This window comes from Thermogemmatispora argillosa (assembly GCF_059696725.1).
The window spans coordinates 3,092,197-3,114,439 of sequence record NZ_AP019377.1; the positions used below are offsets into that span (position 1 = coordinate 3,092,197).

Sequence of the window (22,243 nt, forward strand, 5' to 3'; positions counted from 1 at the left end):
CCTGGATCAGACAGAGAGGCAGATCGCTTCCAGCAATTCCCCCGCCAACGTCGCTCAAAGCTCGAAGAAGGAGTAGGCCAATCGTAGCGAACCAGCAAAGAAACGACTCTATTAGTGAAGGGAAGCGAATATATACACATTCGATGCGAGATATCATACTAACACTGGCCCGGACTTTTCGCGCGCACAATAAACAACTGTATATGGTGGGGGGAACGGTGCGCGATGTGCTGCTGGGGCGCGGTGAACCAAGTGATGCCGACCTGGCAACGGATGCGCGCCCGGATGAGATAAAGCGCCTGGTGGCGCCGACGAAACCGACGGCCATTGTGTTGGTAGGGGAGCGCTTTGGCACGGTGCGCCTCCACTATGGTGAACATATCATTGAAATCACGACCTTCCGCGATGAGCGGTATAACCCCGAGTCGCGCAAGCCGGAGGTCTGCTTTGGTACCGTTCTGGAGGAGGACCTGCGCCGCCGTGATTTTACCATCAACGCTATGGCCTATGATCCCCTGACTGGCCAGCTCTATGATCCGTTCGGTGGACGCCTTGATCTGGAGCGACGCGTCTTGCGCGCCGTCGGTAATGAGCCTGACAAGCGCTTCGATGAGGACCCGCTGCGCCTCCTGCGTGCCGTTCGCCTGGCGGCCCAGCTCAATTTTACGATCGAAGAAGAGACTCGTCAGGCTATCGCTCGTCAGGCGAGCAAGTTGCAGAAGATCAGCCGCGAGCGCATTCGCGATGAGATGCATAAGTTGCTGCTCTCGCCGCATCCGGCCCGTGGTCTGGACCTGCTGGTGGAGCTGGGGCTGATGCAATGGATCATTCCCGAGGTGCTGGAGCTGCGCGGGGTGAGTCAGCAGCAGAGTCAGCGAAGTGTCCCCTCAAAGGATGTTTATGCGCATGTGTTGCGCGTAGTGGAACGTACCTCGCCACGTCCGGTAGCGCGTTGGAGCGGGCTGCTTCACGATATTGCCAAGCCGCGCACGCGCACCGTTGAAGATGGTAAGGTGCATTTCTTCGGCCATGAGGAGGTTGGGGCGGCAATGGCCCGCGATATTTTGCGCCGCCTCCACTTTGATCGCGATTTCTGCGAGCGCGTCGCGCGGGTGGTCCGGCTGCATATGCGCGCTAATGCCTATACCTCGGATTGGACCGATGGGGCGGTGCGCCGCCTGATGCTGGAGGCTAATGACGATCTGGAGGATTTGCTGGATCTGTCTCGCGCCGATATTACCAGCTATCGGGCCGATAAGGTCTCACGCGCTGCCGCTCGCGTCGTGGAGCTGGCCGAACGCTGCCGCCGCTTGAAGGAGGAGGCCGAGCGCGTGCCTCTAAAAAGCCCGCTTGATGGCCATGAGCTGATGGCTATGTTCGGACGTGGTCCCGGTCCCTGGCTGCGACCGCTGAAAGAGTACCTGCTCAGCCTGGTCATCGATGGGGTTCTGGCCCCCGACGATAAAGAGCGCGCGGCTCAGTTCGCAAGAGAGTTCGTGGCTCAGCAGGAGCAGCAAGCCGCTGCGCAGCAGCCGCAACAGTCGCAACTACAATCAGCGCACTTGCAGCAACAGGAGTTACAGAAACAGCAGGAAGAGCAAGGTGAGGGTTTGAGCCATGCCAAAGAATAAGCCAGGAGCGCAAACGCCGTCGCAGTCACAAGCTGCTGCCTCGACTTCTTCTCCCTCGGCGTCCGCTTCTCAGAAGCTCAAGGCGAACGAGCAGTCTGCGGAGGCGCGTAAGGGGCGGCAAGAGCAAAAGCCTCGCATCGGTGGCCCGGCGGTGCCGGGCGCCAAGTCGACTTTGCCGCGTACGGTGACGGCCACTGATCCGCAGCAGCAACAGTTCGAGAGCCTGAATCGCGAGATGCGCCGCCGCCTGCGCCAAATGAAGGCTGGCCCCTATAGCGAAACGCCCTCTCCCGCCGATAAATATCGCAAGAGGCTGGAGAAGCAAAAGCGAAAGAGAGAGCAGCAGAAGAAGACGGTTGAGAAAATAGTCGAGACGGCTCCGCGCCAGATCCATCTAGGGCGCCGTGTGCTCTATTCTGTGCTCGTCATTGTGTTGATCCTGGTGATTGTGATTGTCATTGCCGTGCTCCGCCATCTCGGCGTCTTCTAAGGTGAGCTGATCCTGTTCGGCCCGCGATCGTGCTCGCCGCTGCCTATATTTTTGCCGGTCTGTCTCTCTCTCTCCGCTGATGCTGACTGCTCATCGCAAGGCCACAGAGCACATTCTAGAGCAGCTTGCGGTGAAGAATAGAGATCAGCGTATCGGTCAGAGTCAGGATTTCCTCGAAATGGCGCGCTTGTTCCTCTAGAGGAAAGCCGCGACTACGCCATTGGGGGAGCAGGTATTGCTCAAAGGCGGCGATCTCGCTGCGTACCAGTTGGCGCAGATGGAAGCGCATGAGAGTGACCAGGGCCAGCGGCAGCCCCAGCTCCGCCAAGCGGCGATAGAGTTCGATCAGCAGCAGATCGTCGCCTGTGAACAGAAGGTTCTCTCCATCCTTCACCGGGAAAAGTAGCTCTAGCTGCAATAATTCGTCGAGCAATGTGGGCGAGATACCTGTTTGCTCAATGAGGAGATCGCGACTCAAGCGCATCTCCTGACCGCTGGCCGCCAGGGGACGGAGTAATCGCTGCTTCAGGGCAAGATTCATCTGAATCTCGCCATGCTGGGCGCGGATCTCCAGGAGCTGCCTGATCAGGTCAAGCGACAGGTTATGCTGCTCCTTTAGCTCCTTGATCAGGGTAAGGACGCGTACATGTTCCCCGCTGTAGTAGGCGACGCGCCCCCGCTTGTGAGGCGGCGGGAGTAGGCCCTGTGTATTGTAAAAGCGGATGGTGCGGCTGGGGATGCCTGTCACCTGGGCTAGCTCGTCTATGCTCAGCTCACGCTCGGTGTCTTCTTGCTGCAAGGGCTATGAACCTCGGCACGTATGGGATGGTTGCTTGGTATGTTGCTTATATATAACGTAACGTGCCGTCGGCCTGCTTGCGAGACTTGGGCGAGCCTGGCTCACCAATTTGAGTAGTGCTCTGAGAGGCGGGCTGTACAGCTAGCAGGGGAGGTGGCCACGGCGACTGGCTGGCTCTCGCCTCTGCGCTCGCCATATGGGCTGGCTGACAGGCGTGGGAGCCCCAACCCGGTCGCCGTGGCTGGGCTGTTAGCGCTCAGCGCTCTTACGTCAAGGCTCAGGCAGTTGTGCCGCTGCCGCCAGCGCTGTCGCTGGCTGGCCTCACGCCCTCGGGGGCGCCAATAACCTCGGCTATAATTTCCTCGTCAGAGATATCGCGCCGAATGGTTGCCTGGCCGATGAGGTAGATGACGGCCCCGGCCACCAGTGAGATGGCGACGAAGCCGATAAGCGAGAGGTCCCAGACCAGCGTACTGATCAGGGTCGTCCAGGGGGAGATAAAGATGACGATCACGCCGAAGGCGCTGGCGAGGCAGCCGATGGCCGCGCAGAGGTAGAAGACCCAGTCTGGGGCCAGTTGGACACGCTGGAAGCTCTCGCGGTACTTATAGCGGATATAGATCACATCGATGAAGAGGAAGACCATCGAGATACACCAGATGATGGTAACCGAGGCCTGCAGGACATTGTAAACCGCAGTGGAGAGGTCGGAGGGCTTGAGCACCTGAATAACGAGCGGGGCAATAATGAAGGTGATGGCGGCCAATACTCCCGAAATGATGCTCTGGACCAGCACTGCTACCCAGGGCACGCGGTTGCGATTAACTTTGCTCATGAAGGTGGGCAGGCGGCGGTCAAGGCCTGAGACGAAGAGCAGACGCCCGAAGGAGTAGTTGTAGACAACGGTGTTGAAGAGGAAGAAGCCGATAAAGATGAGGCTGACGATGGTTGCCAGCGCGTTGCCCAGTGGACCAAAGCCGTACTTGACCGCCGCCGCTACAACAGACGGATTGCCCTGGCTCTGGATGTCAGGAGGCACGGCCATCATGACGCCAAAAGTGCCGAGCAAATAGGCCACCATGACGACCACCGAGCCCCACAGCAGGTAGCGCGTGATGGCGCGTGTGTTCTGGATCTCTACCCCCATGTTGAGGGGGACCTCGATGCCGAGCAGAGCCAGAATCACCAGGCCATAGAAGGTGTAATTCGTGCTGGTGAGCTGCCAGCGAGCGGGGGAGAAGTCCGCCTGGGCTGGGTGCCCACTCAAGAGCCAGATCAGGCCGGCGAGGCCGACGAGCAGAATGGCGCCGCCGTAAGCTACGAAGATAACGTTAACCAGGTTCTGCGTCACGCGGAAGCGCAGGACTGAGAGCAGACAGGAGAAGGCAATCACCAGAAGGATCACCAGGCCCTGCTGCCAGGGCTCGGGCAGAAGGGACAGGCCGTACTGGCTGCCAAGCTGCTGAATGAGGGAGACGACGGCGTCGCCTGTGGCGATCATCACTAGAACGCCAGGCCACCAGGCGCAGAAGCCCGCAAAGAAGCCCATGAAGGCCCCAAAGGCGCGCGTGGTCCAGACGTAGATCGAGCCTTCGCCTGGAAACATCAGGCCAAGCTGGCCAGTGACAATGGCGCCAGGTATGAGGAAGGTCAGAAATCCAAGCAACCAGTAAATAAAGGCGGCTGCTCCGGCTCCTGTGACAACGCTGGAGTTGCTGATGAAGAGAACGATAGCGACGAAAATCGCCACCATGTCGAAGGAGTTGAGGACCTTGGGGAGAATGCCGCCGGCGATACGCTCGGAGCGCAAGGCTGTTCCGGTCTTCTCTGCTGCAGTCTCCATAGTAGCTTGCCTCCCGGCTGAGAAACTGGTCGCTCTGCTGGCCTACGATTGCCGCTTGCTCGCCCTGCGCTTGCCTCTATAAGGAAAGCAGGGCGTCTAAGTGAGCAAGGCAAGCCAGCGCGGCGAGGCCTGAGCGACCCTGACGACAATTGATCTTCACTCAAAGAGGCGGCCCGTTCGAGAGCACCTGGCCCGGCCTGAGTTGCCTGGCAGGCGCCCATTCGTTCGCTGGCTAGCTCGTTTGCTGGGCTTGGGCGTGAAACAAACGCGGGAGAGCAAGGCGGGCAGTGAATGAAGTAAAGGGCGCTTGCTCATCCTCTGGGCCAACTACCTTCGTTTCGATTGTTATACGAGTGAATCAGTCAGATCAGGCCCAGCACAGTAGAAATCTTGTGGTGCTGCAGGTGGTGTGACATAGGTGGTGCGGAGCTAAAAAAGCATCCCCCCTCTCGGATCGGCCTGCCAGGGCAGAAAGAGACTTCCTGAACCTGAGCCGTTTCTAGGCGAGGCCGGCATAAAGCTAGGCTCTAGCCGACACTCACAGCCCAAGTTTCTATACTACTCTAGAGTATAGCCAACAGCAGGTCATTGCACCAGGGTCAGCTTTTCTTCGCTGAGGCGGTGGGCGAAGGAGAAGGGGTAGTCTGCTGGCTGCTCCCGTTCAGCTTGGCTTTCTCTTCGGCGATCTTGCGCTGGACGCCGCGCAGGTAGGCTTGAGTGCCGTCAAGATCAGCATCAGTGATAGCCTGAATCTGCTTGGGCATCTGCTTCGCCTGGGTTGACCAGTTCTCCAGCACGGTCTGGAGGGCGGCCAGTATCTGGTTATCATGGCCGATATTCGCCAGCCACTGGCGAGCCTGCTTGAAGGCGGCCAGGGTCAAACCCAGGAAGTCGCCTGTGACGTTGGCGGCCAGGGTCACCAATGGGTTAACAAAGACATCGTAGGCTGTACGCAACAGACGAGCAGCCGTGATAGCGGCGTCGAGCGAAACCCCTTCCATGTTCTCCAGAGAGGCGATGATCTCCTTGCGTACAGAATCCGCGCCAGCCTGGAAGCCGCGATTAAAGGCGTCGGCGACCTGGCGCTCGATATTGCTGGCGGTATTGCTAATAGCCTGGGGGACTTTAGGGGCCAGTTGGGAAGCGGCGACCACAGCCCCGCCGGTGGCAGCTACACCCAGGCCAACCAGCACACGGCGTCGCGTAAGCAAGCGCTTTCTGCGCCGGGGCTTCTCCTCTTCGTAATATTCCTCTGCTTCGGGAGGAAAAAATTCCGGCTCTGGCTCGGCTAAGCGTCGCGTGGTCAGATGCCTGGTTGCTCGTCGCCTGACTGGTGGAAGGGGCTGGCTGATGGCGCCAGTGCCGAAATCCTCCTCGGCTAGCTCGTCCTCGTAGCGGACTGCCGGCACAGCACCCTGATCAAAGTAGCCCTCCTCCTCGGCGACTTCCAGCTCTGGAGAGCCAACCTCATCATACAAGGCCCTCTCTTCTGCCGCAACCGGCATCATCTCGGCGCTCCAGTCCTCGGCCTCCTGTTCTGCCAGCAGCGGACGGCGCGAGGGCAGGCGGGACGAGCGGGGCGCAGTCGTGGCGTACAGCTCGCGACTGTGGCTATAGAGCGTATGGCTCCGGCTCCGCACCGATGGGCGCAGCTCCTCCTCTGTCTCTGGGGAGGCGGTTAAGACTCCTTCGCTGTGGAGGCTCATTTCCTCTCGTTTGCTCGCCAGGATGCTCTGACGCATGAGCTGGCGCGTCCGGCGGAGATCGGGGCGCCGCGTCAGTAGTGATCCAGAAGGGGTACGGCTGCTGGTGGTGGGCCAGCGTGTCTGCTCCGTCTGCCCGCGGATGCTCTGCGATCTCTGGTCCTCGTAATCTTCCTGGCTGTACTGGCGGCCCGGGCTTCTGCGATATAGCCTTCTCTCCATACGCTCGTTTGTCATGCATTCCTCCCAACACTGATCAGGCTCTTTGGTCGGTGGCGCGGTCACCTTGCCTGCATCGATGACCTGGGTAAACGCTGAACACTGTGCGCTTTATACTCATTTTACCTCATTGGTAAGCGCTCCGTCTACCGTGGCGCAGCATTCTGTAGAAAAAAAACGCTCATCTGGCCACTTTATGACCCTTGCTTAGCCTGGCGAAGATGGTGCCTGTTCTCTCCGGCTCTTATTATAGCTCAGGTCACGATGTGTGTCAAACATTTGTTCTAATTGCGCTTCCGCTGGAGCGGCGGGCGGCGTCTGTAGCGCTGGCGCAAGAGCAGCAGCGTGCCCAGTGTGAGAAGCAGGCTCCCGGTGAAGGCGAAGGCGTTGCCCAGGCGACGTCTGGCCGCCGGTAGAGGCGGGGCGAAGAGGGCCGCTCGCTCAGGGTAAGGTCCCAGGCGGGCATTGGCCGGAAGGCGCAGGGCCAACTGCAAGACTTCGGCCAGGTGCAGAGCCCGGCGCGGCGTCGTCTGGGCGATCTGCTCGCGGCAGCTAAAGCCGTCGGCAATGATTAGCGTTTCCGGGCGAGCCGCGCGCACCGTCGGCAGCAGGACGCGCTCACCGACCTGCAAGGAAATAGGATAGTGCTGCGCTTCAAAGCCGAAGGCTCCAGCCATGCCGCAGCAGCCGGCGTCGGGTATCTCGACCTGCAGGCCGAGTTTGCCCAGCAGGCGGCGTTCGGCAGCGACATCCATGAGGACGCGCTGATGGCAGTGGGGATGCAGTAGAGCCTGACCCTCCAGGCGTGGCCAGCGGTAGTCTCTGGCGTAGCGCTCTAAAAATTCGCTGAGCAGGAGGACGCGCTCTTTGAGTTGCTGCGCCTCTGGACGCTCGGGGAAAAGATTGGGCAGTTCATCGCGGAAGACAGAGACGCAGCCGGGTTCCAGTCCGACGATGGCGATCTCCTGCTCCAGATAGGGGCGCAGCACAGTCAAGATCTGGTGCAGGTGCTGTTTGGCGCTGGTGAGCATGCCATAGTCATAGAGGGGGCGCCCGCAGCAGAGAGCGACCGGCGGTAGCTCGACCTGGAAGCCGAGGGCTTCGAGAACCTCGACGGCGGCGCGGGCTGTTTCGGGATGGAAGTAATTATTGAAGGTGTCAGGCCACAGCAACACCCGTGGGCCGCGGCGCTGTTCTGCCGGACGCGCCGGGCGGGCCTGGAACCAGGCGCGGAAGCTCAGCGGGGCCAGACGGGGCAGGCGTCGCTCAGGCGCGATGCCCCCGGCGCGCTTCAGCAGGTGGCGCAAGAGGGGCGCCTGCGTCAAGAGGTTGATCAGCTCGGGCGCATGGGCCCCCAGGGCGGCCCAGCGATGGATGAGGCCAAAGAGATAGGCGCTACGCGGTCGCAGGCGACCGGCGTAGTAATGGGCCAGGAATTCGGCTTTGTAGGTGGCCATGTCAACGTTGACAGGGCATTCGCTTTTGCAGCCTTTGCAGGCCAGGCAGAGATCGAGCGCCTGGCGCACTTCTTCGGAGCGCCAGCCGCCGCGCAGAGGATGGCCGTAAAGCATCTCGAAGAGCAGGCGGGCGCGTCCCCGGGTCGAGTGCGCCTCTTCGCGGGTGACCATGTAGCTCGGACACATGAGGCCGCCATCGGTACGGCGACATTTGCCGACGCCAACGCAGCGCATGACGGCATGGGCGAAGTTGCCCTGATCGGCGGGATACTGGAAGTGTGTGGCCGGGGGACGAGGAAGAGGAAGGGCGTGGCGCAGGTCCTCGTCGAGCCGATAGGGATTGACAACCTTTCCAGGGTTCATGCGTCCGGCGGGGTCCCAAATGGCTTTGAACTCGCGGAAGGCCTCCAGTAATTCTGGACCGAACATTTTGGGCAGCAATTCGGCGCGCGCCTGACCATCGCCGTGCTCCCCGGAGAGCGAGCCACCGTAGCCTACCACCAGGTCGGCGGCTTCTTCCATGAAGGCGCGAAAGCGGCGAATGCCTTCCTGGCTCTCCAGGTCGAAGCTGGCACGCATGTGGACGCACCCCTCGCCGCAGTGTCCGTAAAAGTTGGCCTGGTAACCATAGCGGTCAAGCAGGGCACGCAGCTCACGCAGATAGGCGCCGAGACGGTTGGGGTGAACGGCGGAATCTTCCCATCCTTCCCATTTGAGGGGCTGGCCTGGCACGAAGGTGGAGGCGCCAAGGGCCGATTCGCGCACTTCCCACAAGGCCCGTGCTTCGGCCTCGCTGCTGCAGAGGCGCATCTCTGGCGGAGGGCTGCCGCTTCGCCGCTGCAGATGGGCCATCAAGGTGCGCGCTTGCTCTTCGGCTTCGGCGCGCGTCTGGCCGCCAAATTCGAGCAGCAGCCAGCCGCCTCCTGGTGGCAGTAAGCGCAAGTGGTCAAGATTGAGGCCTTTGCGCCGGCTATCGGCGACAAGTCCCTCATCAAGTCCTTCAAGGGCGATGGGGCGGAATTCGAGCAGCTCGGGAACCTCGTCACAGGCGCGAAAGAAGTCGGGATATCCCAGGACGAGTAAGACGCGTGCGGGGGGGCTGGGGACGAGGCGAACGGTGGCTTCCAGGACGGTGACACAGGTGCTTTCGCTGCCAACGAGGGCGCGAGCGACATGAAAGCCATGCTCGGGGAGCAGTTGGTCGAGATTGTAGCCAGAGACGCGGCGCGGGATGGCCGGGTAGCGCTGGCGAATAAGGTCGGCGTAGCGATCGCGCAGCGCTTTGAGGCGCGCGTAGATTTCGCCGCGTCGTCCGCCGGCGGCGATGATTGTGGTTAGCTCTTCCTCGCTAGTAGGGCCGACACGCAAGCGCAGCCCGTCGTAGGTCAAGATTTCCAGCTCTTCGATATTGTCGACGGTTTTGCCACCCATGAGCGAGTGGGTGCCGCAGGAGTTATTGCCGATCATGCCGCCCAGGGTGCAACGGTTATGCGTTGAGGGATCGGGGGCAAAGGTCAAGTGGTGCTGCTCGGCGGCGTGGCGCAGGTCATCCAGCACGACGCCGGGCTCGACGCGTGCCAGGCGGCGTTCGGGATCAAGGCTGAGGATATGCCGCATGTAGTGCGATAGGTCAAGGACAACAGCAATATTGCAGGTCTGGCCAGCGGTGCTGGTACCAGCGCCGCGCGCCAGGATGGGCACATCGTAGGTGCGGCAGATGTCAATCGCAGCGCAGACGTCATCGGCGTCGCGCGGAAGAATGACGCCTAGAGGCACCTGGCGGTAGTTAGAGGCGTCGGTCGAGTACATGGCCCGGCTGCCGGGATCAAAGCGTACGTCGCCGCGCACCTGGGTGCGCAGGGCGCTTGCCAGCTCGCTGAGCCTGCGGGAGCTGATCACATCTTTCCTTGGCGGCTGCTGAACATGTGTCACAGGTTGTTTGTCCATCCTTCCTGGTCCTGATACTTCCGGGCCTGAGCGCGAGCAAGTAAGCAAGTCGGGCTGAGGTTAACATTAGCAAGGAGGCTGCCAGTCCGCGCTGACGGGCGAACTCAGGCGCCGAAGCGAAGCGAAAGCGTCACTGCGTGTGCTGGTCGCGCTCCTGACGCTGCGAGAGCGAGCGGCAACTGAGACGGGCAGGCGAGGCGGCGCAGGCCGAGGTCTTCTACTGCTCACAGCAAGTGTGCCAGCCGTTCCAGGAAGAAGGTGATAAAGCCATTGCTGTCTACGGCGGTGGCGGCCAGAACGTTGGGGGGTGGCGTCTCGCGACGGCGTCGGAACCAGGCAACGGTAGCCCCGGCGGTCTGGCTGCCGCTCAGCTCAACGTCGACATAGACTGGTTCCCAGTGGAGCAGCTCGGGATGGAAGGCGGCGGCTAGCGCTAGCGGATCATGGAGATGAAAGCGCTCGTAGCCGGCGCGCGGGGCGAAGTCTTCGAAGTAGTGGGCTAGCATCGCCTCGATGCAGCGCCCGATGGCGCTCTCTGGCCGGCAAAGGGGAGCGAATTGCGCGCGCGTCAGGCCGACCTGCTGGGTGGTGTCGAGGCTGACGAGGCGCAGTGGCCAGCCGGCGTGAAAGACGATGTGGGCGGCCTCGGGATCGGCGTAAATGTTGAATTCGGCAGCAGGGGTCACGTTGCCGGGAACGCGCAAGGCTCCGCCCATGATGACAACCTCGCGTACCTGCTGGGCGATCTCGGGGGCCAGCCGGACGGCCAGAGCCAGGTTGGTCAGTGGCCCGATGGCCACCAGGGTGACCGCGCCCGGCGCGGCTTTGATACGCTCGCTGATCAGTATGGGGGCGTATTCAACCGGAGATGTTGAGGCTGGTTCGGGCAGCTCGGCCCGTCCCAGACCGGATTGACCGTGTACGTCAGCGGCGTGGATTGGCGGACGTACCAGCGGTCGCGCCGCGCCCGCGGCGACCGGAATGTCGTGCCGCCCGGCGAGGGCGAGCAAGGCCCGCGCGTTGCGGGTGGTATGCGCTAGTGGAACGTTACCGCTAACGGTGGTGATGGCTTCCAGGCTGACCTCGGGCGAGGCGAGGGCGAGCAGGATGGCCAGGGCGTCATCGATGCCTGGGTCGGTGTCAAGGATGAGATGCAAAGGCTGCTCTGTTGGCATGGATCTTCCTTCTCATCTGGCTGACTGGTTGGCTGGCTGTGTGCTCCGCTCATTGAGGGAGGGAGTGAGTGGCCTGCCTGTCTCTGTCGGCTCTCAGGCTCTCGCTCTTCTCTGGTTTGTCTTCCTCTAGGTTAGGATATCCCTGACGACAGGTCAGGGTCAAGCCTTTCTACCTTCTGGCCTGGAGAGGCAAGAGCCTGGTGAGGGCGCGGTTAGCCTGATCTCTCTCACTTTTCGGGCAGAGATCTCGATTGAGAGGAGTATCACTCTGATCAGCCACCTGTTGGAAACTCTCCTTCGGTGCCGGGCTGTAGGCCCTGGAAGCCGTCCGATCCCTGTACCCCCACGGCTGGCATTTCCGGGATCGTGCTGGTGCCGGTACCAGTACCGGCCCAGGCGACGCCGCCGGCGCGGCGTTGCATTACCTGGTCTGGATTGTAGCCCTGGTCGTGGCCTTTCTCACCGGCCTGGCATTGGGTGATGTCATCGCTATGCTGACGACAACGGCCAGTACGGCCAATCATTCTGCCCGGTCGACGGCGGTCAGCAGCACTGGCGCGACGGCTACCTCTTCAACGACAGGTGCAAGTAGCCAATGTCCGTCATAAGGTTGGCGAGACGGTGACATTTAATGATAGCTGGCAGATTGCTGAACTCTATCGAGACTTCTCCTGGTCTGAATTTCGAGCAGCCCAAGGCTGGCGATCAGTAGTTGTTAATCGACGTTACGCTGCTGAATATCTCGAACAGCGAGCAGGTAGTAGCTGCGAGCTATAATTTTAAATTTTACGCTGCGCGATACTGAGGGGCGCGAGATTGAGCTGTCTGCTGTGACCTTCACGAGTCCCCCGCCGATGGGCAAGGCAGAGCCACAGCCGAAGATTCGCGGTACTCCGGTCTATGAGATGCCGCAGGATCAGCACGATTTCGTCCTGGCTTTCACGGATATACTGGAGAGCGGCCAGCTCTTATGAGATATCCATGTCTGATGGTGGCGAGGAAGAGCCAGGCCGCTCAGCGGTGCAGCGTCAGGACGGCTCGTGAAGCTGCTGCTTTTCTCCATAGTAGTAGGCACCTGCGAAATCCGGCGCTGCCTCTTTCTTTTTGCCGCTCCAGGCAGTGATGCGGATCTTATAGACGCTGGTGCGCTTCAGCTCGTCATCGGTAACGGCCTGGTAGTCGCGTCCCGGTTCCAGGTGCGGAGCATATTTCTTGAGTAACAGATGCAGCGCGGCCCGGGCCTCCTCCCGGTCGCGGGTGAGGCTGCCCTCCCCGAAAACTACGACGCTGGCGTATTCGACGCTGAAGCCAAGGGCGGTCTCGGCGGGGAGCAAGCGCCCCATTTCGTAGGCGGTGAAGCAAACGCGCTGACTGCCCTCAATGTTGCGGCGTGTTCGACCCACGACTGCGGTATGCAGATAGATGGCGTGCGCTGCTTCGTCGTAGACAAAGAGATTGCTGTTGAGAAACGGCTGCTCCCCGTCAATGGTGGCCAGCACTCCAACCGGCGCCCGTTTGAGAAAGCTACGTATCCACTGTTCGTCGTCGACGGCGCGGTCACGTCGGCGAACACGCGCTAGCTCTGGCTGCTGGGTTGTCTGTTCTGCATCCACGCTGCTGACTCCTTCTGCTGGTTCTGGGCTAGCCAATGGGGTGCCTTCACCTTGCTCGTGTAAGGCTCCCTTCTGGCTTTCTGGCTTTCGGCCTGCTGGTGTTAGCATGCCCGCCTCTGGCGTGATGAGCAAGAGCCAATGGCTCACTTTGGTCACAGCCAGCGCAGCCGTTCGCGCTGGCTCGCTGGCTACAGCGACTATTGACAATCCTGCACATTCAAAGCTATATCTAGCTAGCTAGCTAGCTAGCTAGCTAGCCTGGCTCAGGGGTGAGCCAATGCCCTCCCTCTCAGGTTGTGGAGGCCGACAGGCGACGACCAGGGCTGCTGGCCTTGTCGCGCTCTTGAGCATGTTTCTCGGTCCAATCTCGAAAGAGGCCGCTCTGAACGAGCTATGAGATCAGTGCCAACTGCCCAGGCGCATAGGCCATCTTCCGCTATCAGTCAACAGACAGAGGCTGCTCGCCGGCTGTCAGAGCTGAAAGAGCGAACCTGCGAGGCGCTGGTACTCTTGTTGACGGCTCTACTCAGGCAGGCCCGCGCCTTGCTGGCAAAGGAGGCCGCTGCTTCTCGCTCTGAGCGTGATCAGCTTGCCAGGCTGGCCCTGCAGGATCTACGAGGTCTCTATGAGCAGACCCTGCGCCTGATCTATCGCCTCTTCTTCATCCAGACCGCCAGAAGGGCCGGCTACGTGAGTGCCGACTGCGCGCTTAACCTTGATAGCCGGGAGCCGGCCAGACAGAGGAGTAATCAGCCTGGCACAGGGGCGCCTGATGGGGAGGTCGATGAGGATGACGCGTCTGCCGGCCGACTCTGGAAGCGTCTGCAAGAGCTATGTGCGCTCATGCGTTCCGGCTGCCAGCAGCCAGGGCTGAGGCTGGCGTCCTATCCCGGGCGCCTTTTTGATCCGGCGACAACGCCCTATCTGGAGGCTCTGGCCGTGCCGGACGCGGTGCTGATCCAGGTGCTGGCGCTGCTGGATTGTGATACGCTTGCTGGCGAGGTGACGCCGGAGACCGACTGGATCTGGCTGCCAGCGGCCCTCTATGAGGATTTGCTGGCCTATGAGCCGCGTTTGGCCAGTGAGCCGCTGCACGAGGTACAGGACCGGGGCCGGCGCCTTGTTATTCCAGCGCGGCTCAATGTCTCCTCGCCGGCCCGCGACGGTCGGACGCGCTACCCGGTGGTGCGCGCCGTGGCTCCTGGCAACGTCTATCTGATGCCCAGCCGCGGGCGCAAAAGCCGCGGCAGCTACTCGACGCCCCCCGCCCTGGTTCCCTATCTGGTGCGGCGAACACTAGAGCCTCTGGTGAGCCGCTGCCGGCGGGCTGAGGATATGCTTGCACTCAGGGTGGTTGATCCGGCGATGGGGACAGGAACCCTCCTGGTGGCGGCCTGCGATTATCTGACCCGAGCTTATGTGCGTTTGCTGGGCGAAGGGGAGACCCTGGCGACGGCGCCGCTGGAGTGCTGGAAGCGCTATCGGCGCCTGGTGGCGGAGCACTGTCTGTATGGGGTCGATCTCGATGAGCTGGCTGTAGAGCTGGCCCGCCTCTCTCTCTGGCTCTTTACCGGCCATCTGGATCAGGCGGCTCCCTTTGTGAGCGCTAACCTGCGCTGCGGCAATAGTCTCATCAGTATCCCGCTGCCAGATGCGCATGTGAGGTCTGAGGCCCCGGCCCGATCTCGACGCCTGGACCGCCTGCTGCGGCTGATCCCGCTGCCGGAAAACGCTCTGCCTGCGACAACGGAGGAGCGCGCGCGGATGCGGCGCCTGGCCGATCTCTGGGTGGCGCTCTGGTTCTGGCCGCGCGCCAGCTCCTCTGCTGCTCGGGATCAGACAGGGGGCCCCGAGAATGAGGCCGTTCCTGCTTTGCCCGATCGGCGCACCTGGGCGGCACTCGTGGCCGCTGTGGCTCGTGGCGAGGACGGCAGCCAGGCGGAGGCTACGGCAGGCTCGACGAAGAGCGCGACTGACGCTGCTGGCACGTTGGGGCTCGCTCCTTATCTGCAGACGTTGAGGCGCCTGGTCAGACGCATGCGGCCTTTTCATTGGCAGCTTGAGTTCTCCTCGGTCTTCTTCGAGGACAGTGGGCGCCTGCGGAGCCGACCGGGCTTCGATGCTGTGCTGACCAATCCGCCTTGGGAGACGCTCAAGCCCAACTCGCGCGAATTCTTCGCCGCCTATGATCCTCTGTATCGCCGCCTGGAACGCGTCGAAGCCGAGCAGCAGCGTCGGCACCTGCTGGCTGATCACCATATCGAACGCGCCTGGCAGGACGAGGCGCACTGGCTGGAGGGACTGAGTCGTTATGTGCGTCAGAGCGGTCTCTATCCAGCTCAACGGGTCCCCATCGGCAGCAGAGCCAGCGGCGGCGATCTCAACAGCTACAAGCTCTTTGTTGAGCGAGTCTATCAGCTACTGCGCCCTGGTGGCTCTTGCGGCCTGGTCGTGCCGGCCAGCCTCTACACCGATCAGAGCAGTGCCGGGCTGCGCCGTCTGCTCTTGGACCGGGCCCGCCTCATAGTGCTGCTTGGCTTTGAGAACCGGGCCGGCCTCTTTCCCATTGATAGCCGCTGCAAATTTGCCCTCCTGGTCTTTACGCGCGAGCGGCCTGCGGCTCATTTCCGGGCTGCCTTTATGCTCCGCGACCCCGCTGTCCTGCAGAGCGATGAGCAGCAGTTTACCATCGCTCTGCCGCGCGCTTTGATCGAACGCTTCGCGCCAGAAACGCTCTCGCTGCTGGAGCTGCGGACCCAGCGCGAGGCCGAGCTGTTGAGCCGCATCTATGGGACATGGCCGCTGCTCGGCGCACAGCCCCAGGAACGGGAGGCGGCCGGGGCCTGGTCGGTGACGCTGACCCGTGAATTCGATATGACCAGCGATCGCCGACTGTTCAACCGCTCCGGTGAGGGCTGGCCGCTCTACGAGGGCAAAATGATCCATCAGTATTGTCCCTGCTTTGCGCCAGCGCGCTACCATGTGGTACCCGAGATAGGGCGGCAAGCGCTCTTGCGCGGCGAACTTGAGCGCCTGGAACAAGAGCTTGATGAACTGGCACGCATAGAGCTGCCTCAGCCCCTGCAGGGGGGACGTCGTGAGCGCCTCATGACCCTGTTGACCACGTATGGCCGTGGACCTCTGACCGCCGCCGATGTGCGCTTCGACTGCGAGGCGCCGCGCCTTGTCTTCCGCCGCGTCGCCAGCAGCACGAACGCCCGCAGCCTGATCGCTACTATCCTGCCTGCGGGCTGCTTTCTCGGCAACACGCTCACCTATGTGCGCCCCTGGCGCCTGAACCGCGATAAGCTGCTGGCCCTTGTGAGAGCCGGGCCAGCCCAACCGCTCAGCCTGGCCTATGAGCGCAGCCTCTCCCCGACGCTGCTGGCCTATCTGTGTGGTCTGCTCAACTCCTTTGTTCTCGACTATGTCATTCGCCACAAGGTCTCGGTCGACATTACCATGTCTCAGGCCGCTCAGCTTCCTCTGGCGCGCCTGGACCCAGAACAGCCTTATTGCCAGGCCATTGCGCGCCGCGTCGCCCGCCTGGTCTGCCTTGGCCCCGCCTTTGCTCACCTGCGCAGCGAACTGCTGGGCGCTGAAGACGCGCCCACCCTGCCACCAGAGCAGCGGCGGGCACGCCTGCAGCTCCAGCATGAGATCGATGCCCTGGTCGCTCATCTCTATGGGCTGAGTGCGGCTGACCTGCGCGACCTGCTTTATGGTCCCCAGCCCCAGAGCTTTCCCCTGGTGCCCGCCTCCGTCAAGGAGGGCGTGCTGCGCGCTTTTGCCGACGTCGAGCGCTTGCTGGAGAGCGACTAAGCCCGGGACAGGACCCGGCTCTCAGGCGCATGAGACAAGCCTCTCAGGCCATCGCTCAGGCGCTCTGAGGCGAGAGATCGGCCCCGAGCTGGTTGCCCAGTTCAATGATGGCCTGCTCCTGGCCTGCGGACGAGGCCCGGAGCCGACGGTAGAGCAGGCGAATGCGTTCAACGTTGAGGGCGGAATGCAGCTCGCGGGCCTGGGAGAGGCAGGGCTGCAAAAGGTGCGCCGCCTGCTCAGGCTCGCCGCTGAGAAAGTGGCCTTCTGCTTCCAGGATGGAAGCATAGAGGCGGCGACGTTGCAGGTGGGGATCAGGACGGCGCTGAGCCAGTTCGGCGAGGGCGTCGCCTGGGCGGCCCAGGGCCAGGAGAGCGCGCGCGCGATCGACGTGGTAGCGGTCGGCATCAGCCTTGACAAAGAAGGGATCGTCGTCGGTCGGGGCGCTCCGCAGAAGGGAGGCGGCGCGATCGAAGGAGGTCAGGGAGGAGCGCTGTTCCTGTTGAGAGCGGGCCGTGAGGGCGCGGGCAACGCCGAGATTCAGGTAGAGGGCGGCGCCCAGCGAGGCCGGGGCCTGGGGCAGAAGAACTTTGCATTTGTCGAAGTACTTCAATGCCTGCTTCGGATCACCGGCATCCAACAGCGTTAAGCCAGCCCAAAAATAAACTGCGGCCATCGCCTCGTAGGAGTGGAGTTCGTGGGCCCAGTGGAGGGCTTTAGTGGCCTGTTGAAGGGCGGGTTCGAAGCACTGCAGGTCGCGGAGCACAGTTGTATAAAGCATGTGGGCGCTGCTCAGCAGGCCCAGGGCGGTGGAACGTTCCTGGCCGCTGGTAAAAGGGAGCAGGCGATAGAGGTCGTTGAGCAGACAGTGGAGGCGGGCGAGATCGGGGCGAGCGCTGATCTGGTGGTGATTGGTCCAGGCTTGGTGCAGGAACTGGGTAGCGCTCTGCCAATCGGGGAGATTGCTATCGGTGAAGAGGGGCGAGCCGTGCATCACAAAGAAGGTAACAGGGTCCTGAAACGGGCCTGGCAGGGGAGAGTCGCCCGGGCCTGCGGCCAGAGCGAGGAGGACGGGAGGGATGTTGAGCAAGCTGGCGACGGCGCGGCGTCGGGAGATCGAGTCGAAACCCATATCGGTAGCCTCCATTTTGCGAACGGTGATCTCGCTCACGCCAAGCGCAAGGGCGAGATCCTTCTGACTCCAGGACCAGCCGCAGTGTTTGATCATCTGCTGGCGGTAGTAGCGAGTAACCTGGCCAGGACGGGGATACCCATCAGGACCAGCGGCAAAGGCAGGGAGACCCATCTGAACCCACCAGGGATCATGCGCGCTCATCTCTCTTTCTCCTTCCTTCATTCCTGACTTCAGGGGCCAGATCAAGGGCGGGGGGCGCTAGCGCACACCACCGGAGCGGTAGCACGCTTACCAGGGCCAGGCCCCTTTTTGGAGGATAAGCGGATTGACATGTATCGTCAACAAGCAAGCGATATTGAGGATATCGAGAGGTAGAAAATCTGCTGAGCCTAAAATGAGCATGCTGAGAGGCAGAAAACGGCTTCCCTGGCTGGCCGAGATGCCGGGCAGAGGGAGCGAGGCGAGGAGGTCCTGACCGAAAAAATGGCCAAAATTTGGAGCGGGCCATAGGACGATCGGGGGATACGCCAGGGGAGACCGGGGCGCGTGGCGAGTCAGCGGGGCAGGAGGAAAGGGGAAAGATGATTTGACGTCCAGGCCCGGTCAGCCGTATAATCTTGGCCGATACCTCCAACACGGGGCGGACCGAAGCCGACGAATAAATCAAGCGGGCCGACGCCAGTGCGCGCCGCCAGCCCAAACCACGGCAGCCAGTCATCAAAGGAAGGAAGCAGCGTTCATGCCAAAGCTCTACGGTTGGGTGCGTGAGGTGGTGCCCGACAGCCCTGCTGACCGCGCGGGCCTCCAGCCAGGCGATCTCATACGCACGATCAACGGCCATCTCATTCGCGACCTCGTCGACTACCAGTTCTACAGCGCCGACGACGTACTCACCATCGTCTTCGAGCGCCAGCAAGAGCAGCGCGAGGTCACCATTGTGCGCCAACAGGGGGAGAGCCTGGGGCTGATCTTTGGCGAGGAGCCTACGCCCTTTATTCGCCAATGTGCGAACAAATGCGTCTTCTGCTTTATCAAAGGCTTACCGCCGCGCTATGCGCCACAGCCGGGGCTGCCCCACGGCCTGCGCTCCACCCTCTACATCAAAGATGACGATTACCGCTACTCCTTCCTCTTTGGCAACTTTATCACACTCACCAACCTGAAAGAACAAGACTGGCAGCGGCTGGCCGAGCAGCGCCTGAGTCCGCTCTACGTCTCAGTGCACACGACTGAGCCGGAGCTGCGGCGCAAGATGGTCGACGGGCCGCGAGCCGGCGAGATTCTTGAGCAAATCCGGCGTCTTGGGGAACTGCACATCACCTGTCACACCCAGCTCGTCCTGTGCCCTGGCATCAACGACGGCGAGCATCTCGAACGCAGCATTCAAGATCTGGCCGCCCTGCGTCCCATCGTCGAATCGATCTCGGTCGTACCGGTAGGCCTGACCAAATACAACAACCTGCTCAAGACCGGCGACCTGCCGCCGCTGCGCCCCTACACGCGCGAAGAGGCCGAGCGAATCATCGCCCAAGTCGAGGCCCATCAGCAGCGCTTTGCCGCCAGCCATCCCGAGGGCTACCCCTTCGTCTACCTCTCGGACGAGTGGTACTATCTCACAGGCCGTGAAGTCCCGCCCACTGCCCATTACGGCGACTACGCCCAGATCGAGAACGGCGTTGGCATGACGCGCTACCTCCTTGAGCAGTGGGAGAGCGCGCGGCGCCGCCTGCCTGCGCGCCTGGCCCAGCCGAGGCGTGTCACCCTGGTCACTGGAACAATGGCGCGCCCCATCATCGAGCGCCTGGCGGCGGACCTCAACCGCATCGAAGGGCTGGAAGCGCGCGTCATCGCCGTTGAAAACCGCTTCTTTGGTCCACTGGTGACCGTAGCCGGGCTGCTCTGTGGTCAAGATGTGCTTGCCACTCTGCTCGAACAAGGGGACCTCGGCGATCTCGTCCTTCTCCCGCGCATCATGCTCGACAATGCCGGAGAGCGCTTTCTGGATGATGTCACCGTCGAAGAATTTCAGGCGCGCTTACCGGTGCGCTCCCTCTTCGTGCGCAATGCCCAGGAGACTGTAGCCGCGATACGCGAATTAGCCGGCCTTCCCGCGCCGCGTCTATGGCCAACATTAGCGGCACGTTAAGCGGGGATGGAGTCGGCGGAGGCCTCTAACTAGTTGGGACTGGGCGGGAGCGCCGGCCTGGTGGCCACGACCCGCAGGCGTCGACTAGCCAGAGTGAAGGGCGCTCCTTGCTGGTCCAGCCCGCTCACCAGGCAGCCGCGCGCCGCCAACCGATTGGCGATCCGCCCGTAACCGCAGGCGACATCAAGCACTGTCATCCCCGGCTGCAATCCCAGCAATTGCCAGATCTGCCCGACCTCGCGCTCACTACGCTTCTCTGTCAGCACCGGGTCATAGAAATAGCGGTAGTCGCAAGGCGCAAAAGTTCCCTCGACGTCGAACGCCTCCGGAGGGGTCTCTTGGCTCATCTCCTGGTCCTTTCAGATCAGAAGGAAGAGCAACAAAAGAAGCTTCACAGGATAACTATCCTGTGAAGCTTCCAACTGCGGCGCATTTGCCAACTGGCCTGGACACCCTGACAGGTGACTGTAGCCAGCCTGCCAAGCTATTCCTGTGAGCTATGCTGCGGTCCCAGGCGCAGCAGCAACCAGGCTGAGGGCAACAAGGCCGCTGCCAGCAGCAACTTCAGCGTATCGCCGACCAAGAACGGTACCATACCGAGCAGCAAGGCTTGACCTAATCCCAGGTGCAGCACCACGGCCAGCCAGGGCACGCCCACTGCGTAGATGATCAGCGAGCCGGGCAGCATCGCCAGGGCTGCCGTCACATAGCGGCGGTCCAGGCCCCGCTCACATAGCCAGCCAGTCACCCAGGCCGCCAGCGGGTAGGACCACAGGTAGCCACCGGTATAGCCGAGCAGCACCGCCACACCGCCAGCGCCGCCGGCGAAGACCGGCAGCCCTATCGCCCCCTCAGCCAGATAGGCCAACAAAGCCAGAGCGCCGCGCCGGCTCCCCAGGACAGCCCCCGTCAGCAGCACACCCAGCGTCTGCAGCGTGATCGGTACTGGCGTAATCCAGGGAATATAAATAGAAAAACGAGCACATAAGGCCATAAGAGCACTGAAGCCAAGCACCAGTATCCCATCGCGCAACAAAGCTGTGGAGCGTGACAGCGAGCGGGCCGGCAGCAGGCGATCAACCAGCGTAGTTCCGGACACAGAAGCCATCGACAAACTCCTTATGGACAAAGTAGTACAGGCGCAGCGAGCCAGAGCGCTGCGAAAAGGAGCCTACCGGCGACCCGCCTTGCGTGACCAACCCATCTGAGCGGAGCGGTTGCGGCGGGTCCCCGTTCTCTCCAGAAGCAATTATAAAAAGCCGCTGACTGGTACGGCAAGACTGACGCTGCGCTGCGCGCAGCCCTGACCTCAGGCCAGCAGAGCGGCGCCCTCGTTGCGCGGATCATTCACCAGACGCGAGACCGGGCGAGCCTGCATCTCCGCGGCCGGATAAGGACGCAGCAGCGGCAGCAGCGCCTCCGTCTCGTGCAAGGCAGGATCAAGCCAGCGCTCGCAGGCCTCGCGCGGCAAAATCACCGGCATACGATCATGGATCGTTGCCAACAACTCATTTGGCTCTGTCGTCACAATCGTACACGTGCGCAGCGTACGCCCATCCGAGGCGCTCCACTGATCCCACAAGCCGGCGAAAGCGAACGGCGACCCATCGCGCAGCGTAATGTACATTGGCCGCTTGGAGCCATTGGTTTGCTGCCACTCATAGAAGCCATCGGCCACCACCAGGCAGCGACGCGAGCGCAGCAAGCGCTTAAAGCTTGGCTTCTCGGCCAGGGTCTCAGCGCGCGCATTAATCATCCGATTCCCAATTGCCTCCTCCTTAGCCCAAGAAGGGATCAAGCCCCAGCGCAGCCAGGCCATCTGGCGCGTCCCCTCATGCAAGATCGCCACCACCTCCTGTGAAGGGGCGATATTGTAGCGTGGCTGAGCCTCCAACGTAGCCGGCACCCCAAAGATCTCGGCAATCGTCTTCAAATCAGTGATCAACGTAAAACGACCGCACATAAGCGAAACAGCTCCTTCCCCAGGGAGCGCCTGGCCCCCGGGCCATTCACCAGCAAGCCCCAGCGCGCCCAAAACACAACAGTTTCCCCATACACCGCTCTCCTTCCTTTATTTATTCTGCGCGCCGCAGCCGCCAGCGGCAAGGATCAGACCAGGCTATTAACGCCACCTGATACCATTCCTCCTGTCAAAAAAGTGCCAGCCGCAGCCGTGACCAGCCAGCCGGCCAGGCGAAGAAAGCCAGAGTGGGGGAGGCTTGCTCTGGACAAAGCCGGTTCCACCCTGCTACCATAACAGGCGGAT

Annotated in this window: 16 protein-coding genes; 5 read left to right on the plus strand and 11 right to left on the minus strand. The window is 61.9% G+C overall.

Annotation, left to right across the window (positions count from 1 at the left end):
• The first annotated feature begins 143 nt into the window (after positions 1-143).
• Positions 144-1,631 (plus strand): CCA tRNA nucleotidyltransferase, encoded by a 1,488-nt coding sequence (locus AC6H1L_RS12060; protein WP_497597744.1) that lies wholly within the window; start codon positions 144-146, stop codon positions 1,629-1,631.
• Positions 1,618-2,121 (plus strand): hypothetical protein, encoded by a 504-nt coding sequence (locus AC6H1L_RS12065; RefSeq protein ID WP_497597745.1) that lies wholly within the window; start codon positions 1,618-1,620, stop codon positions 2,119-2,121. Before AC6H1L_RS12060 ends, AC6H1L_RS12065 begins: the two co-directional genes overlap by 14 nt.
• 115 nt (positions 2,122-2,236) lie before the next feature.
• Here the strand turns inward: AC6H1L_RS12065 and AC6H1L_RS12070 are convergent, their stop codons facing one another.
• From AC6H1L_RS12070 to AC6H1L_RS12095, 6 genes are all read right to left on the minus strand, one after another.
• Positions 2,237-2,920 (minus strand): helix-turn-helix domain-containing protein, encoded by a 684-nt coding sequence (locus AC6H1L_RS12070; RefSeq protein ID WP_497597746.1) that lies wholly within the window; start codon positions 2,918-2,920, stop codon positions 2,237-2,239.
• A gap of 277 nt (positions 2,921-3,197) precedes the next feature.
• Complete coding sequence (locus AC6H1L_RS12075; protein ID WP_497597747.1) at positions 3,198-4,763, minus strand: APC family permease; 1,566 nt, start codon at positions 4,761-4,763, stop codon at positions 3,198-3,200.
• Positions 4,764-5,362: 599 nt separating this feature from the next.
• On the minus strand, positions 5,363-6,703 hold the full coding sequence (locus tag AC6H1L_RS12080; protein WP_497597748.1) for a hypothetical protein: 1,341 nt from the start codon (positions 6,701-6,703) through the stop codon (positions 5,363-5,365).
• Positions 6,704-6,969: 266 nt separating this feature from the next.
• Positions 6,970-10,089, minus strand: a complete 3,120-nt coding sequence (locus AC6H1L_RS12085) for an FAD-binding and (Fe-S)-binding domain-containing protein (RefSeq protein ID WP_497597749.1) — start codon at positions 10,087-10,089, stop codon at positions 6,970-6,972.
• Positions 10,090-10,313: 224 nt separating this feature from the next.
• Positions 10,314-11,264, minus strand: coding sequence for a nucleoside hydrolase (locus AC6H1L_RS12090; protein WP_497597750.1), 951 nt, complete (start codon positions 11,262-11,264; stop codon positions 10,314-10,316).
• Between the two features lie 272 nt (positions 11,265-11,536).
• Positions 11,537-11,788, minus strand: a complete 252-nt coding sequence (locus AC6H1L_RS12095; RefSeq protein WP_497597751.1) for a hypothetical protein — start codon at positions 11,786-11,788, stop codon at positions 11,537-11,539.
• 306 nt (positions 11,789-12,094) lie between these two features.
• On the opposite strand from AC6H1L_RS12095, the gene AC6H1L_RS12100 reads away from it, so the two are divergent.
• The gene (locus AC6H1L_RS12100) at positions 12,095-12,238 is read left to right on the plus strand and encodes a hypothetical protein (protein ID WP_497597752.1); all 144 of its coding nucleotides are present in this window, start codon (positions 12,095-12,097) and stop codon (positions 12,236-12,238) included.
• A 54-nt stretch (positions 12,239-12,292) separates the two neighbouring features.
• Here the strand turns inward: AC6H1L_RS12100 and AC6H1L_RS12105 are convergent, their stop codons facing one another.
• Entirely contained in the window at positions 12,293-12,877 is a 585-nt protein-coding gene (locus tag AC6H1L_RS12105) for a pyridoxamine 5'-phosphate oxidase family protein (RefSeq protein ID WP_497597753.1), read from the minus strand.
• Positions 12,878-13,270: 393 nt separating this feature from the next.
• Between AC6H1L_RS12105 and AC6H1L_RS12110 the strand changes: the two genes are divergently transcribed.
• Positions 13,271-16,699 (plus strand): Eco57I restriction-modification methylase domain-containing protein, encoded by a 3,429-nt coding sequence (locus tag AC6H1L_RS12110; protein WP_497597754.1) that lies wholly within the window; start codon positions 13,271-13,273, stop codon positions 16,697-16,699.
• A gap of 55 nt (positions 16,700-16,754) precedes the next feature.
• On the opposite strand, the gene AC6H1L_RS12115 is transcribed toward AC6H1L_RS12110, so the two are convergent.
• Positions 16,755-18,032 carry a hypothetical protein gene (locus AC6H1L_RS12115; protein WP_497597755.1) on the minus strand — a complete coding sequence of 426 codons (1,278 nt, stop codon included), beginning with the start codon at positions 18,030-18,032 and terminating at the stop codon, positions 16,755-16,757.
• Positions 18,033-18,570: 538 nt separating this feature from the next.
• Here AC6H1L_RS12115 and AC6H1L_RS12120 point away from each other — a divergent pair.
• Positions 18,571-19,977, plus strand: a complete 1,407-nt coding sequence (locus tag AC6H1L_RS12120) for a DUF512 domain-containing protein (protein WP_497597756.1) — start codon at positions 18,571-18,573, stop codon at positions 19,975-19,977.
• A 29-nt stretch (positions 19,978-20,006) separates the two neighbouring features.
• Here AC6H1L_RS12120 and AC6H1L_RS12125 read toward each other — a convergent pair whose 3' ends face one another.
• The 3 genes from AC6H1L_RS12125 to AC6H1L_RS12135 all read right to left on the minus strand — a co-directional run bounded on the left by AC6H1L_RS12125 (position 20,007) and on the right by AC6H1L_RS12135 (position 21,940).
• A complete protein-coding gene (locus AC6H1L_RS12125; RefSeq protein WP_497597757.1) occupies positions 20,007-20,324 on the minus strand; it encodes a class I SAM-dependent methyltransferase in 318 nt (105 codons plus the stop codon).
• A gap of 137 nt (positions 20,325-20,461) precedes the next feature.
• Entirely contained in the window at positions 20,462-21,085 is a 624-nt protein-coding gene (locus AC6H1L_RS12130) for a biotin transporter BioY (RefSeq protein ID WP_497597758.1), read from the minus strand.
• Positions 21,086-21,286: 201 nt separating this feature from the next.
• A complete protein-coding gene (locus AC6H1L_RS12135) occupies positions 21,287-21,940 on the minus strand; it encodes an SOS response-associated peptidase (RefSeq protein ID WP_497597759.1) in 654 nt (217 codons plus the stop codon).
• Between the last annotated feature and the right edge of the window lie 303 nt (positions 21,941-22,243).